At 73.7% G+C, this 13,686-nt stretch carries 9 protein-coding genes; 2 read left to right on the top strand and 7 right to left on the bottom strand.

What is annotated here, in order from left to right; all coding sequences use genetic code 11:
• Positions 1–64 precede the first annotated feature (64 nt).
• From AB0P03_RS32525 to AB0P03_RS32495, 7 genes are all read right to left on the bottom strand, one after another.
• Complete coding sequence (locus tag AB0P03_RS32525; RefSeq protein ID WP_363586623.1) at positions 65–175, bottom strand: ALQxL family class IV lanthipeptide; 111 nt, start codon at positions 173–175, stop codon at positions 65–67.
• A gap of 50 nt (positions 176–225) precedes the next feature.
• A complete protein-coding gene (locus AB0P03_RS32520) occupies positions 226–336 on the bottom strand; it encodes an ALQxL family class IV lanthipeptide (protein WP_363586623.1) in 111 nt (36 codons plus the stop codon).
• A gap of 106 nt (positions 337–442) precedes the next feature.
• Positions 443–2,242 carry a prolyl oligopeptidase family serine peptidase gene (locus AB0P03_RS32515; protein ID WP_363632210.1) on the bottom strand — a complete coding sequence of 600 codons (1,800 nt, stop codon included), beginning with the start codon at positions 2,240–2,242 and terminating at the stop codon, positions 443–445.
• Positions 2,236–5,019 (bottom strand): class IV lanthionine synthetase LanL, encoded by a 2,784-nt coding sequence (gene lanL / locus AB0P03_RS32510; RefSeq protein WP_363632208.1) that lies wholly within the window; start codon positions 5,017–5,019, stop codon positions 2,236–2,238. Before lanL ends, AB0P03_RS32515 begins: the two co-directional genes overlap by 7 nt.
• A 227-nt stretch (positions 5,020–5,246) precedes the next feature.
• A complete protein-coding gene (locus AB0P03_RS32505; protein WP_363586626.1) occupies positions 5,247–8,156 on the bottom strand; it encodes an AAA family ATPase in 2,910 nt (969 codons plus the stop codon).
• A gap of 120 nt (positions 8,157–8,276) precedes the next feature.
• On the bottom strand, positions 8,277–8,483 hold the full coding sequence (locus AB0P03_RS32500) for a hypothetical protein (protein ID WP_363586627.1): 207 nt from the start codon (positions 8,481–8,483) through the stop codon (positions 8,277–8,279).
• Positions 8,480–11,443, bottom strand: a complete 2,964-nt coding sequence (locus AB0P03_RS32495; protein WP_363632207.1) for a type 2 lanthipeptide synthetase LanM family protein — start codon at positions 11,441–11,443, stop codon at positions 8,480–8,482. Before AB0P03_RS32495 ends, AB0P03_RS32500 begins: the two co-directional genes overlap by 4 nt.
• A gap of 179 nt (positions 11,444–11,622) precedes the next feature.
• Between AB0P03_RS32495 and AB0P03_RS32490 the strand changes: the two genes are divergently transcribed.
• Together AB0P03_RS32490 and AB0P03_RS32485 are read left to right on the top strand one after the other, a co-directional pair.
• Positions 11,623–12,258: a PadR family transcriptional regulator gene (locus tag AB0P03_RS32490; protein WP_363586629.1), complete on the top strand. Its 636-nt coding sequence runs from the start codon at positions 11,623–11,625 to the stop codon at positions 12,256–12,258.
• Positions 12,248–13,678: an alpha/beta fold hydrolase gene (locus AB0P03_RS32485; RefSeq protein ID WP_363632205.1), complete on the top strand. Its 1,431-nt coding sequence runs from the start codon at positions 12,248–12,250 to the stop codon at positions 13,676–13,678. The genes AB0P03_RS32490 and AB0P03_RS32485 overlap by 11 nt, the downstream gene beginning before the upstream one ends.
• Positions 13,679–13,686: the final 8 nt, after the last annotated feature.

Raw genomic sequence — 13,686 nt, 5'->3', positions numbered from 1 at the left:
TCTCCTCCAGGAGGGCAATCGGGACCGGTGGCCGGGGCCGATCAGGGCCCCGGCCACACATTGGTCACTGGCCGGTGTAGGTGCAGGTCCAGCTACAGGTGTTCTGGCAGGGCCGCAGACCAGCGGCCTCCTCCTCCCCGTCCAGCGCCTGCAGCGCATCGACGTCAACGGTCATCGTGTTCACCTCCCTTCAGGCAGAAAACTCACCGTCCGACCGACCCGACATCACTGGCCGGTGTAGGTGCAGGTCCAGCTACAGGTGTTCTGGCAGGGCCGCAGACCAGCGGCCTCCTCCTCCCCGTCCAGCGCCTGCAGCGCATCGACATCAACGGTCATCGTGTTCACCCCCTTTCCTGAAGGTCGTCGCAGATGACGCCGGCCGTACCGGCGTCGCACGGCCCGAATGGCCGTGAGTCTCTGGTCCCGCGGTCCCGAGCGGTCCTCACGCGTTCCCGGGGCGCTGGGAGAGGAACTCCACCAGCTGCTCCCGCAGGTGCGCGCCCGCGAGGTTCTCCAGCGGGGAGTGTCCGCCGCCGGGTACTTCGGCGTAGCGGAAGTGGGTGCCCTCGCTGTGGCCGGTGTCGAGCAGCCGTTGCCGCAGCTGCCGGGACTGGTCGACCGGGATCGTCCGGTCGTCCGTGCCGTGGACGATCATCAGTGGGGTGCGGATCCGGTCGGCGAGGGTCCACAGGTCGCGGGGGCCCAGTCCGTCCTCGACCTCGGTCCGGCCGCCGAGCCGGTCGATGAGCGCACGGACCGCGGGCGACGCCTGAGCGTGCAGCCGGGCGGCGGACAGGAAGGGGGCGACGACGGCGCAGCGGGACCACAGCTGCGGGTCCGCGGCAGCCGCCAGCAGGGCGAGATGGGCACCGTAGCTGACCCCGTACAGCATGGGCGGTGGCGCCGATCCGGGGCGCCCTGCGGCGAGGGCTCTGACCAGGGCGCGGATGTCGGCGAGGTCGGGTCCGCCCCAGGCGCCGTGCAGGGCCTCGGCGTGCGCGGCCCCGTAGCCGGTGCTGCCGCGCTGGTTCGGGGCGACGACGGCGATGCCGGCGGTGGCGAGCCGGTGCAGCACCGGCTCGTATCCGAGGTCCCAGGCCGCCTCGGGCCCGCCGTGCAGGGCGACCAGTACGGCGTCGGCGCTGCGCCAGTCGCCTTGGCAGACGGCCTCGAACTGCCCTGCGGGGCCGGAGAACCGCTCGACTCGCGAGCGTCCCGCCGCCTGGCTTCCGGCTGGGGCCCACTCCGTCGTGGCCTCGGGCGAGAGCACCGCGATCTCGGCCGGGCGGTCCGCCGTGGAGACCGGCACCAGCAGGCCACTGCGCCCCCAGCCGGCCACCTGCTGGACCGCCCCCGCCGCCAGCGGCACCTCCGTGAGCCGGTCCTGGCGCAGGTCGTGGACCAGCAGCCGGGCCCGGGCTCCGCGGAGCACTCGCAGGGCCACCCGCTCACCGGCCGGGTCGAAGGCCAGTGGCAGGACGGCGCCGTCGATGGTGTTGAGCCGCTCGGGGGCGCGCAGTCCGGCCGGATCGGCCAGGGATCTCCACGCCAGCCGGCGTCCCTGTGGCGTGTCGGTCGCCATCAGCAGCAGACCGGAGGACGGGCTTGCCAGCAGGAGGGCGTCGCTTTCCCGGCCGGGCGCGCAGGGCAGGTCGTGGTGGCTGCCGTCGGTGAGATCGACGAGTACGGTCCGGGAGCGGCTCTCGTGTCGCAGGGCCACGCCGAGCAGCCGTCCGCTGTGCTCCAACCCGCAGATGCGGCCGACCGTGCCGGGCAGGGCCGCGACCGGCTCCCACCGCAACGGACTGTCGAGCACCCGGTACAGCGTCGACCGGCCCGGGCTGTCGGAGCGGACCGCCAGCGCCAGGGTGCCCGGTTCGGCGGAGGCGACCAGACGCAGCGCGCGGCACTCGACGGTGAGGCGCTCACCGGCCCGCCCCGTCTCCGGGTCGGCCAGGACGAGTTCGTGCCGGCCGGCCGCACCACGCAGTAGCAGGAGTCTCCCGTCCTCGGTCGGCAGCGGCTGGGTCCGCAGGGACTCCTCCAGCGCGAGCGTCCGGCGCCGGGACGACGGCCCGTCGAACGACCGGTGCTCGGGCACCAGGCCGCCCCGCGAGCCTGTCGTCAGGCACGCAGCATGCTCGGCCGTCGCGGAGAAGGCGAAACTCGTCCGGGTGGCCGGCAGCGCGGGCACCACGGGCAACTCGGGCGCGCGGCTCGGAGCCGGGGTCCAGGTCACCATGCGCCGGCCTCGATCCCGACCGGCTCGTCCGTCGGCACGGAGAGTGCGAGGGAGTCGGGCAGCCAGAGCCGGGTGCCGCCGTGCCGTAGCCGGACCAGTGCGGCCAGCATGCCGGCCGTCCCACCGCTGTAACCGGCCGTCACCTCGGTGTTCGACTCGTCGGGCAGGAGCAGGAGACCGTCGCGCAGCGTGTGGCGCGCGTGGGCACAGGCGACGAGTTCCGCCGCCCGCTGGCGGTAGTCCGGGTCGTCCAGGGCGGCGGCCAGGTCCAGCAGGAACTCCGCGTTGCCCGCCAGTCCGTGGCAGGCCGCCGGAGAGAGCTGCCACCTCCTGCGGTACACCTCTGCTGCCGCCTGTTCGGCCAGGTTCCGGTAGCGCTGGTCGGCGGTGGCGGTCCAGAGCCTCACCAGGAAGGTCCCCACTCCCGAGGATCCGCTGCACCAGTAGGGCGGACGGAAGGGGGCGTTCTCGTCGTGGTCGCTCTCGGGCCACCAGGCCGCACCGTCGCCGGTCCGCGCTGCCGCCACCAGGGTGTCACCGGCGCTTTGTGCGAGTGCCAGGAAGTCGTCCCGTCCGGTGGCCTGGCCGGCCAGCAGGAGAAAGGTGCCGATTCCGGCGACGCCATGGGCGAATCCCAGGTGCTTGGCTCCCGCCATCGCGGAGTCGAAGTCCTTCGGAACGGGCCAGAGCGTTCCGGACCGGCCCGGTTCGGCGGCGGCCACCAGCCCCTCGGCGGCCTCGACCGCCCGGGCCAGGAAGTCCGGCTCGCCGGTGGCCTGCCAGAAGTGCAGCTGTGTCAGACCCGCGCCGGCCGCGCCGTGGCAGACGTCGGGGTTCGGCCAGCGCACCGGCACCGCCCGGGCCAGGCGTGCCGCGGTGTCGGCCAGCTTGTCGTCGTCCAGCAGCCGGGCTGCGTCCAGCAGTGCCCAGGCGGTGCCGGAGCGGCCGAAGTACAGGCCGGGGAGCTGTGGTTCGTCCAGCCGCAGACGGCCCGCCGTCCAGTCGGCCGCCTCGGCGACCCCGGACCTGAGCCGGGGGTCCGTCCGCGCGACGTCGGCCGCGGTGAGCACCGCCAGGACCCCGGCGGCGCCGTGCTGCACGTTGAGCGGGTCGTTGAGGGCGGCGAACCCGTCGGCGGGCCACAGCCGCGGCTGCCCGGCCGGGGTCATGGTGTCCAGCAGGTGGGTCAGCCCGTCGGCCAGGACCCGCTCCTCGACGTCCGCCGCAAGGACCGGGCGTGCCGGTTCCCCGGGAAGCTCCGGCCGGCCGGACCGCAGTTCGGCCAGGAGCTCGCGCAGCCGCTCCAGGCTCCACCGCTGATCGACGGACTCCGCCATCAGCCCGAGGATCGCGGGGGCGAACGGCCGCGCGACCGGGTTGTCGGCAAGGGCCCGGGACACCAGAAGGGCCAGACGCTCGCCGTTCGTGCGGGTTGTCGGGCGGTCCGCGGCGAGCACCGTCTCGGCGCCACTCGCCAGGTGGAACAGGACCGCGCCGAGACTGAACAGGTCCGAGGTGAAGTCCGGCGCCGGGCCGCTGTGTTCCGCGGCCACCACCTCGGGCGCGGCATACCCCGGGGTGTAGGCGCGCTGGACCTGGTCGCCCGGTCGAACGATCATCTCCAGGTCGATCAGCCGCAGCGCCCCGTCTCGGGTGAGCATGAGGTTGTTCGGGTTCAGGTCCCGCAGCACATGGCCGGCGGCGTGCACACGCTCGACGATCGTCACCAGCTGCTCGACCAGGTCCAGCAGGACGGCGCTGACCGGCGCGGGATTCGCCACCACCCAGTCCCGCAGGTTCTCTCCGTCCACGCGTTCCTGGACGAGGTAGAGATTGCCCCCCTGGGTGAACACGCCGAACGCCTGCGGGCACACGCCCAGGGGTGCCAGCGCCGCGTGCATCCGCGCCTCGTGCTGCAACAGGTCGCCGGCGTCCGTGCCGGCGACGGTCGACCCGACGTGGCGTCGGGCCTCCTTGATGACGACCTGCCGATCGGTCTCCCGGTCCGTGCCGTAGTACACCCCGCCCTTGTAGGTGTGCCGGACGGCCGAGCGCACCACGTAGCGGCCGTCGAGAAGGACGGCGGCCGGACGGCTCGCCGCCTGCGGCTGCGAACCGGGCTGCGACTGCGGCTGCGGCTGCGGACCGGGCTCCGGCCGCTGCTGCGGCCACGGCGACCGCGCCCAGGCCGGTGGCTTGAACCGCGCCAGGCGGAGGTCCCTGACCAGAGCGCCGTCGGGGGTGCGCAGCAGGGACTCGACGGTGCCGTCGTTGCCGAGCTGCGTCGTGCCGGTGAAGACGCCGTAGCGGTAGTGCACCAGGCTGCCGGGGCGGTACGGCCGGTCGGAGAGGATGCCCGGGCCGGGCAGCCCGCGGGTGGCGTGGTGGAGCTCCTCGGCGAGTGCGCGGAAGTGGTCGTCGTCATCCGGATAGACGGTGATGAACTTGCCACCGCCACCCCGGTCGTAGCTCGCGGAGACCAGTTCGGTCACCCGGTCGAGAGTGCCGGCGAACTTGAACGAGGCCCGCCCGGCGACCAGGACCTCTGCTGCCTTGAGGAGGACGATGGGCGCGGACAGCGGGGTCGCCGAGAGGTGCAGCTTCCACCCCTGCGCCGGGATGGTGCGGCCCTCCGGAGCGACGTGGCACCAGAACTCCCGCGAACCGACCGTCCAGCCGCGCGCACCCAGCCGGTGCAGGACCGACGCCACGAGGTCCGGGAGCAGGTCGGAGTCCTCGTCGCGGACCGCGCTCGGCGTCGCTCTCGTACCTGTCATCAGCGGGCCTCCTGCGGCGGTGGGGAGCGGCGGTGCGGGGCGGCGGCGGACCGCTCTGCTCCGTTTGCATCACCGATCCTTCCGGCGATCCGCCGGCCCGGCATCGGGGCGGCCCACGTAGGTTCCGGTCGGCGACCGGGCGAATCCGGCCGGCGGGCACGTAGGTTCCCGGACCGGGACGTTCATCGCCCGGTACCCGCAGGCCGGTCGCGGGGTCAGGCACGGGGTCAGGCACGGGGGGAGACCTCGATGGCCAACCGGCAGAGCGCCGCACGGTCGGGACTGCCGGTCTTGCTGATCAGCGTGGCCATGTGCTTCTCCACCGTGCGCGGCGAGATGGACAGCCGCCGGGCGATGTCCTGGTTGCCGGGCCGCTCCACGAGCAGGGCGAGGATCTCGTACTCGCGAGCGGTGAGGCCCTGCGCGCGCAGCTGGGCCGGGATCCGGTCCCACCCGCTGCGGCGCTGGGCGACCGTCGCGCCGCTGCGACGCAACAGGGCCCGACAGGCGCCCGCCACCGAGGGGATGTCGTGGTCGTGGAAGTACTCCTCGGAGGTGCGCAGCCATGCCACCGGCTCGCCCCAGCCGTCGGCGATCGCCGCCTCGGCGACCAGCCGCAGTCCGAGGTGATGGGCCATCGGGAAGAGCCCGGCACTCTGCTCGGCCCTACGGACGGCCAGGGCGGCCTCCTCGGCCCGCCCCTCCCGGCCCAACAGGACCGCGTGGGCCAGCAGCAGGAACTGCCGGTTCCAGACCAGCCCCGCCGCCGGGGCGGCGGCCACGGCTTCGTACTCGGCCCGGCCTGCGGTGCCCGCGAGAACGTCCAGCAGGGGGCCCAGCCCGTACCGTCCGGAGAGGTAGAAGACGTTCGGGTGCCGCTCCTCCCATGCCGCCGCGGCGGCGAGTTCGGTGACCGCCTGGATCCGGTCCTCCTCCAACAGCGCGCAGATCGTGCGACAGAGGCCGAGCATCACCGGGGTCAGGAAGGACTCACCACCACCGGACTGCCGGAAGAGCAGCAGCTCGTGCTCCATCTCGCGGCGGCGTCCCGCGTGCGCGGCGAGCGTCGCCGAGGTGAGCAGCAGGTAGCGGTGGGTCCCGAGGTCGCTCATCCGCGCGCTGGCGTCCAGGCAGCGGTCGATGGTCTCGCGCGCCTTCGCGCCGTTCCCGGTGAGCACCGCGTTCATCGCGAGCAGTGCCTCCACGCGCTGGGTCAGCATGATGGCACCCAGCCCTCGCGCGGCGTCCCGCGCCTGTTCGAGCGTGCGGGTGTCACCGGTCCGCATGAAGCTGTTGGCGCCGAGCCGCAGCGCGGCCTCGATGCGCCAGACCGGCAGGCTGTGGGTCTCGGCGACGGCCAGCATCCGCCGCAGGCACTCGTCCGCGTCGTCGAAGCCCCGCTCCCGGGCCAGCAGCGCGAGCAACTGCCAGGCCTGGCAGGCGACCACCGGAAGCCCCTCGCGCTGCGCCACCGCCGCCGCCTCCAGGGCCGACCGCTCGGCGTCGACCATCCGCTCGCCCTGGCCCGGGAGCAGGGCGAGGTGCCCCTCGACCACGGCCAGCGCGGCGGTCTGCTCGGGGCCGGCGCAGCTGTCGAGGAGCGCCCTGGCCGCCGCCACGTGCGCGATGGTGTCGGCGCTCCGTTCCGCGATCACGGCGGCCCAGGCGAGCCGGGTGTGCAGCGCTATCCTGCGGTCGGTGCCGAGAGACCCCGCCCCGACGGACGGCAGGGTGTCCGCCGAGGCGAAGGCGCGGTCGAGTTGACCGGCTTCGGCGAGGGCGGACAGCAGCGCCTCCGTGATGTCGGTCCGGTCCGCCTGGTCGGCGAGGTCGTGAGCGCGCTCCAGCAACCGGACCGCCGACCCCGACGTGCCGTCGGCCAGCGCCCGTCGGCCCGCCTCCGCGTACGCCAGCGCCGCCGCGGCCTCGTCCCCGGCGGCGAGACGGAGCCCCGCGACCACCTGACACCGGCCGTCGGTCAGCTCGGGATCGGCCTCCAGCAGCGACGTGGCGGCCTGGCGGGCGATGGCCGCGCGCTCCGCCCGGGGGAGGTTCGCCAGCAGCGCCTCGGCGGTGAGCGCATGCCGGAACGCGTACTGGTCCGTACCGGCCCAGTCGGGGACGAGCAGGCCTGCCTCGACGCCGGACCTGAGATGGGCGAAGAGGGTCTGTTCGTCGTGCCCGGTGATGAGCCGGAGCGTGCCGACCGAGAAGCGGGCGCCCAGGGTGGCCCCGATCAGCAGGAGTTCCCGCAGCGCGGGGTCCAGCAGATCGATCCGGTGCCCGTAGCTCTGGACGACGCTCTCCGGAACGGTCGCGGAGAGGTCGCGGACCACGTGCCAGCCGTCGGCCTCCAGGCGGAGCGCCCCGGAGCCGACCATCTCCTTCAACAGTTCCTCGATCAGGTACGGGTTCCCGTCGCCGCCCTCGGCCAACCGGTCGGCCACGGCCACCGGTACCTCGTCGACGGGAACGGCGAGGCAGCCGCCGGCGATCGCGCGGACGTCCGGCGCGGCCAGTGGGCGCAGTGGGAGAAGGGAAGCCGTCCGGCGCCGTTCGGCCGCGCGGGCCAGGTCGAAGGCGGCCCCGGGTTCGGGGCGCAGCGTGGCCAGCAGCAGCACCGGCAGTCCGGCGATGTTGTCGACGAGGTACTCGACGACGGCGATCGTCTCGGTGTCCGCGTCGTGCAGGTCCTCCAGCGCCAGCACCATGCCCGTCCCCCGCCCGAGGACGGCGAGCAGGCGCAGCAGCGCCTCGGCGAGTTCGACCACGCTCTCGGGGTAGCCGGGGACGGTGGTGTGCCGCCATTCCGGAACGACCCGGGCCAGGGCCGGACGGTAGGGTTCGAGCTCCGCGTCCTCGGGCGGCCCGCTGGTCCGGAAACGGGACGACAGCGCCTCGACGAGCGGGCGGAAGGGGGTTCCCGCGCTCGTCGGGCTGCCCCGGCCGCGCAGGACCGGCAGGCCCAGGTCGGCGGCCTGGCCGCAGCAGTCGCCGAGCAGCCGGGACTTGCCGATCCCGGCATCTCCCAGCAGGAACACGGCACGACCCGCCCTCTCTCGGAGCGCCGTCAAGGCGCCGCTGAGCTGGGAAAGTTCGGCTTCCCGGCCGATGGTGACCGACGAGGTTGTACGCATACCGCGCAGGTTACTGGAGGGTTGTGACGGTCCGACAGGAATGGATCAAGGGGGGTTTCTCACACCCGGCAGCCGGTGCGACCCTGTCGGAGGCACCGGCTGCCGGTCGGCGGATGCCGGCTACCGGCTCACCTCGGGGCCGCCGGTGAAGGTCATCGTCGGGAACTGGTGGGAGAACCGCACGCCGTCGTGCGCGGCGAGCAGAGCGGTGCGACGGGCAAGCCCGCCGGCCGCCCGGAGCCTGATCTCCCCGGCGGGGTGATCCACGGCTTCGCCCTGCCGCATGCCGGGCTGCTTCCACTGGCGGACCAGATCGGGGGTGTTCATGGTGTTCGGCCGTTCCTTTCCTGAGGCCACGGCGTCCACGATGACGACCGGGGCGTGATCGGCGGCTGCAGCAGCGCCGAAGCTGTTCGTTCGGGGGCGGCGAGCCGCAGCAGACCGTGTCCGATACCGGCGAGCCCGGTCAGCAGGCCGGGTGTGCCGAGCCCTCCAGGGGTGCCGCAGCGCGGTCCGCTCCGGTCGAGCGTCTCCAGCAGCGCGCCCGCGCGCCGGTTCCGCACGGTGTGCCCAACGGAGTGCTCGGCCGTACCGGTGAGCAGTTCGAGGGCGCCGAGTTCACCGTGGCAGAGACTGTGGTTGGGCAGTGGGTCACCCAGCGCGAGCACCCTGACCGCGCTGTCGACGAGCTCCGTCGGCCCGGCTGCGCTGTCGGAGGCCGCCAACGCGATGCCCGGCAGGCCCGTGCACCAGGAGTGGTCCAGGTCCTGCCCGACCGCCGCCCGCAGGGCGGCCAGCCCCGCCTGCTCGTACCTGGCGCCGCCGCCTTCCGCCGCGAACCTGAGCAGAGCCCAGCCGATGCCCGCCGATCCGGTACCGAAGCCGGGGGCGGCGGGGAGGGGACGATCGGCGAGGCGGGCCGCGCACAGCTGCGCACCCTGCCAGGCTTCGGCGGAGCCGGTGGCCGCGTGCACCGAGAGCAGGGCCGCCAGGCCGCCGGCGGTGCCGTCGAAGACACCGGACGCGTCCTCGGCCCGGGCCGCAGCGGTGGTGAGGGCCACGGCCGGTCCGATCCAGCTGCGGATCTCGGCGTCGTCCAGGGTGGTGGACACCTGGGTGAGGCCGTAGGCGATACCGCCCAGACCGGCGAAGGCCCCGGACCCGACGACACCGAGTTCCTCCGGGTGCTCCGCAAGCCGCTCCAGCAGGCGGGGCAGCGGCCGCAGAGCACGGCGGGCCACCTCCGCGTAGCGCGCCTCGCCGGTGAGGCCGGCGAGTTGCGCCAGGAAGAGCGCCACCCCCGGGTAGCCGGCGCCCAGGTCGGCACCGGACGGTCCGACCCGCCAGTACCGGTCCGCGAGGAGTTCGAGCCCGAGCCAGTTGATGCGCGTCCCGCTTTGCTTCGCCCTGTCCACCAGCTGGTCGCCGATGCCCCGGGCGGCGGCAAGCAGCCGTGCCGGATCCAGGGCGGATCCGCGGGCGGGCCGGGGAGGAAGCCCGGGCGGGGCGCCGACGCCGTGGGCGGAGGCGGTGGACCTGCCGGCCATCGCCGCCCGGACTATCCACTCCTGCTCGTCGCGGTCCGTTCGGCCCATCGCCCGGATCTTGTCCGACACCCGGTCCAGACCCGGCCGGTCGAGTACGCCGGGCAGCCGGCGACCCGTGCCGCTCCAGAGGTCCGACGAACCCGGCCGGGTGGTGAACAACGGGATGTCGCCGTCCCACAGTTCGGCGATCTCCTCATCGAGCAGCGCGGGCCAACCGGAGGCTTCGAGCGCGTCCGTCCCCAGGAGGCTCAGGATCTCGTCCCGGTCCGCCGCGTCCCGCAGGACGTCGGGGTGGGTCGACTCGTCGAGCAGCGTCGCGTAGACGAGGCTGGCCCGGGCCACCACGCGCACCTCGTCCTCCGCGAACCCGCGCAACAGGCCCTGTGGTCCCACGAGTTCGTCCCGGCCGGCCTCGATCGCGCGGTATCCGGCGCGGAAGCCTGCGACGAGGGCCTCGGTGTACCCGGCCGGGTCCGCTTCGGCTCCGTCGAGCAGGGGGCGGTTCCCGGCGCCGGTGATCTCTCCGGCCCGGCGGACCAGTCTCATCTCGTCCGTACCGCCGGCCGCCCAGTCCACACCCTCCACCGGTGAGCGGCGCCCCGCGTCACCGCCCAGGCCAGAGACGTCGACCGCCGTCTCGTCGCCGAGCAACAGACGCGGCAGCAGGCCGCTGCGGTACACCGAGGACTCCAGCGCGCGAGCCGCCGGATCCTCCTGCGAGTCGGCCGGGACGCACGGATGGAAGAGGGTCTCGACGTCGACCAGGACGGGTTCGTCCTCGCAGGCGATCAGGTTCTCGAAGTGCAGGTCGGTGCCGTCCAGTGCGTACAGCAGCGCCAGCCACGCCCCCTGCCGGAGGTAGAACCGCTCCAACTGCCGCTCCGCCGTGCAGGAGCCGGGCGCGACGAACTCCACCCAGCCGTACCCGTCACGCTCCAGCAGAGCGAGGACCCGCAGCCCCGGTGTACCGGGCCGCGCGTTGAACCAGCCGACCAGCTCGTTGAAGCGCCCGTGCACGCGCAGCGATCTCGGCTTGTACACCACCCGGGTACCGTCGGCGAACCGCAGCACCGCGACGCTGCGCCCACGGCGGTGCCCGTCGCCCGTGGTCCGTTCGACCGCGACCAACCGCCCGGGGTCGGCGCCGGCCAGCAGGGTGGCGACGATGTCGGCCCGGTCGGCGGCGAACCGGTCGAGCAGTTCCGCCAACGCCGAACCGCCGTGGCGGCAGGCCTGCGCCAGGAGGCGGGCGAGCACCGGGTACTCGCCCAGCAGCGCGGACAGCCCGTCCTGACGTCCGGCCAGAAGCAGGAAGCTCCGGAACCGGTCTGATGGTGCCGCGCCGTCGAGGCGGCCCGTCACCCTCGCGACGTTGAGCTCCAGCACGAGGGTGCGGGCGGCCAGTCGGGCCAGCGCACCGGCGAGCTGTCGGACGAAGTCCGCCCGGATGGCCCGGAGGTCGGCCACGGCGTCCAGCAGGGCGGTCGGGAGTCGCACTCCGGCCAGCTCGGCGAAGGGCGCCAGCACGGCCGCGAAGCCGGTGATGCCCGGCAGCTCCCCGGTCGGCACGCGCGGCGCCGACTCGGCGCGGGAGAGGGCCGATTCGGCGCGGGAGAGGGCCGATTCGGCGAACTCGGCCCACTCCGGCCGCTGGCCGCAGGGCAGTTCGGCCGCGGGTACGCCCCGCAGCCACCAGGCGCCGTCCGTGGTCTCCGCTGCTCCGACGTGCTTGTCGATCATGATTCTGAGCCTCCCAGCCGATGGCAGGCCCACACAAGCCGATTCCGTTGCCCACCGGACCATCAGGATCGAGCACCTGCTCTCGTGTCCGCCGCCCCTGTTCCTGCCTCAACTGCTGACTCCGGGTGGCCGGGATCGGCCGCCGCCCCGAGGGTCCGCGGGAATGGTACGTTCGCCCCATGACCCTATCTGGAAGATATAGCGAGGATCCTCACGCCGCCGACATCGGACTGCCGAAGCTCACGCCCACGGGATGGACGGTGCTCGGCTTCCTGTCGCTCAGCTCCCGCAACGGCTACCAGCTGCGGCAGGCCGTGCAGCGCTCCGTCGGACACTTCTGGGGTGTGAGCTACGGCCAGCTCTACCCGCAACTGAAGCACCTGGAGGCGAACGGCCTGATCGCCGCGGACGAGCCGGCCGCCGAGCGGGGCAGGCAGACCGTCTGGCAGCTGACCGAGCAGGGCGCGACAGCCCTGGACGGCTGGCTCAGCCTCCCGGCCCAGCCGGCGCAGCGGCGCGACGAGGGCATGGTCAAGCTGTTGTTCAGCGACCACGCCGGTCCACGGGCGATGTTGCGGCTGATCGAGCAGCGCCGCGACGAGGCACGCGGGCGCCGCGATCAGGCCACGGCGACCGTGCCCGGCGCCCAATGGCCCGAACAGACCGAGCGCAGCGCCGACACCGTCCCGGCCACCTGGCTGGTCCGTGCCCACACGATCGCCCTGGCCGACGCGGAACTCGCCTGGTGCGACCAGGCCCAGGCCCTGATCGCCGAACAACTCGGCGCCTCCAGCGAGTCCGACGATGTCCGCTGACCGCGACCTGCCCGGGCGGCGACCACGCGACGTGACCGTGATCCGGATGCTGCTGCTCTTCACGGGCGTCGCCACCGTACTCAACGGCCTACTGGAACAGAACCCGACCTACCCGGCCACCACCCGGGGTTTCGGCGTGTTGCTGGCCGTCTTCGGCCTCGGCTGCTGGTGGACGGTCTGGCGGCTGCGCCGGCCCGGAACACGGCTGTTCGGCCGGTTACTGGTGCTGCTCGGGCTGCTCGCGGCGATCCGGGTCTACCAGGCCCTCCGGTTCGGCAGCGCGCTGCCGGCGGCCGGACTCGTCCTGCCGCTGCTGGCCTACGGGCGGCTGCGCAAACCTGCGGTCCGCCGCTGGCTGGAGCAGGGCGCCGCGGACGGGCCCGCGACACAGCGCACAGCAGCCGGTCGGGCGCCGCTGCTGCGCCGATGGGTGGGGGCGCTGGGCGTGCTGGGTGTCACCGTCGCCGCGCTGGGCGTGCTGACCGGTGCGGGCGCCGCCGCCGCGCTGATGCCCTGCGCCTTCCCCACGCCCGCGGTGGGCGGATTGCAGCAGGACCAGACCACCGCAGCCACGAACGCCGACCCGACCGGGCGGGTCGCCGCGACCGACGGGGTGCCGCTCGCGTACCACGCGTACCTCCCCGCCGACCCGGTCGCGAGCCTGGTGTTCTACCACGGCTCGGGCGCCAACAGCGCGGCCGGGTACCTCCCGCTCGGCCGCGAACTCGCCGACGACCACCACATCGCGACGTACCTGGTGGACATTCGGGGCCACGGCGCCTCCGGCGGCCCGCGCGGTGACGCGCCGACGCCGGAACAGGTCTGGCAGGACACCCGGACCATGGTCGACTTCGTGCACCGGCAGCAGCCGAAACTGCCGCTCTTCGTCGGCGGCCACTCGGCCGGCGCCGGCCTGGTACTCAACAGCCTCGACCGGATCGACGACCAGGTAGCCGGCTACGTCCTCCTCGCCCCGGACTTCGGCCTGCACTCCGACACCGAACAGGTGAGCGGCGGCTCGAACTTCGCCACCGTCTGCCAGCGCGCCTTCGTGGTCAACGCGGTCAGCAACCACGTGCTCGACGGACACACCCCGGCGCTCGGGTTCGCGTACACGTCCCAGGAGGTCCAGTCAGCGAAGCTGGTCCCGCGCTACACGGTGAACATGGCACTGGCGCAGAACGCCGACGACAGCGCCGCCGTGCTGCGCGGCCTGACCAAGCCGCTCGGCGTGTGGATCGGCGCCCAGGACGAGGTGTTCAACCCGGCCCGGGTGATCGCCTACGCGGCACAAGCCGGCCGCCCGGCCGACGACACCTTCCAGACCGTGGCACATGACAACCACCTCGGCATCCTGACGGACGGCGCCGCCTCGATCGGCCCGTGGATCGACCATCAGGCCGGCCTCCGCCAGCGGTGATCCCTCGA

This window comes from Kitasatospora sp. NPDC088779, from assembly GCF_040685395.1.
Taxonomy (GTDB): Bacteria; Actinomycetota; Actinomycetes; order Streptomycetales; family Streptomycetaceae; genus Kitasatospora.
This window is presented reverse-complemented; position numbering and strand designations above follow the sequence as displayed.

Coding starts and splice junctions, on each gene's coding strand:
- AB0P03_RS32525 (WP_363586623.1), bottom strand. CDS start 175: ATGACCGTTGACGTCGATGCGCTGCAGGCGCTGGACGGGGAGGAGGAG.
- AB0P03_RS32515 (WP_363632210.1), bottom strand. CDS start 2,242: ATGGTGACCTGGACCCCGGCTCCGAGCCGCGCGCCCGAGTTGCCCGTG.
- AB0P03_RS32490 (WP_363586629.1), top strand. CDS start 11,623: ATGACCCTATCTGGAAGATATAGCGAGGATCCTCACGCCGCCGACATC.
- AB0P03_RS32485 (WP_363632205.1), top strand. CDS start 12,248: ATGTCCGCTGACCGCGACCTGCCCGGGCGGCGACCACGCGACGTGACC.
- lanL (WP_363632208.1), bottom strand. CDS start 5,019: ATGACAGGTACGAGAGCGACGCCGAGCGCGGTCCGCGACGAGGACTCC.
- AB0P03_RS32495 (WP_363632207.1), bottom strand. CDS start 11,443: ATGATCGACAAGCACGTCGGAGCAGCGGAGACCACGGACGGCGCCTGG.
- AB0P03_RS32520 (WP_363586623.1), bottom strand. CDS start 336: ATGACCGTTGATGTCGATGCGCTGCAGGCGCTGGACGGGGAGGAGGAG.
- AB0P03_RS32500 (WP_363586627.1), bottom strand. CDS start 8,483: ATGAACACCCCCGATCTGGTCCGCCAGTGGAAGCAGCCCGGCATGCGG.
- AB0P03_RS32505 (WP_363586626.1), bottom strand. CDS start 8,156: ATGCGTACAACCTCGTCGGTCACCATCGGCCGGGAAGCCGAACTTTCC.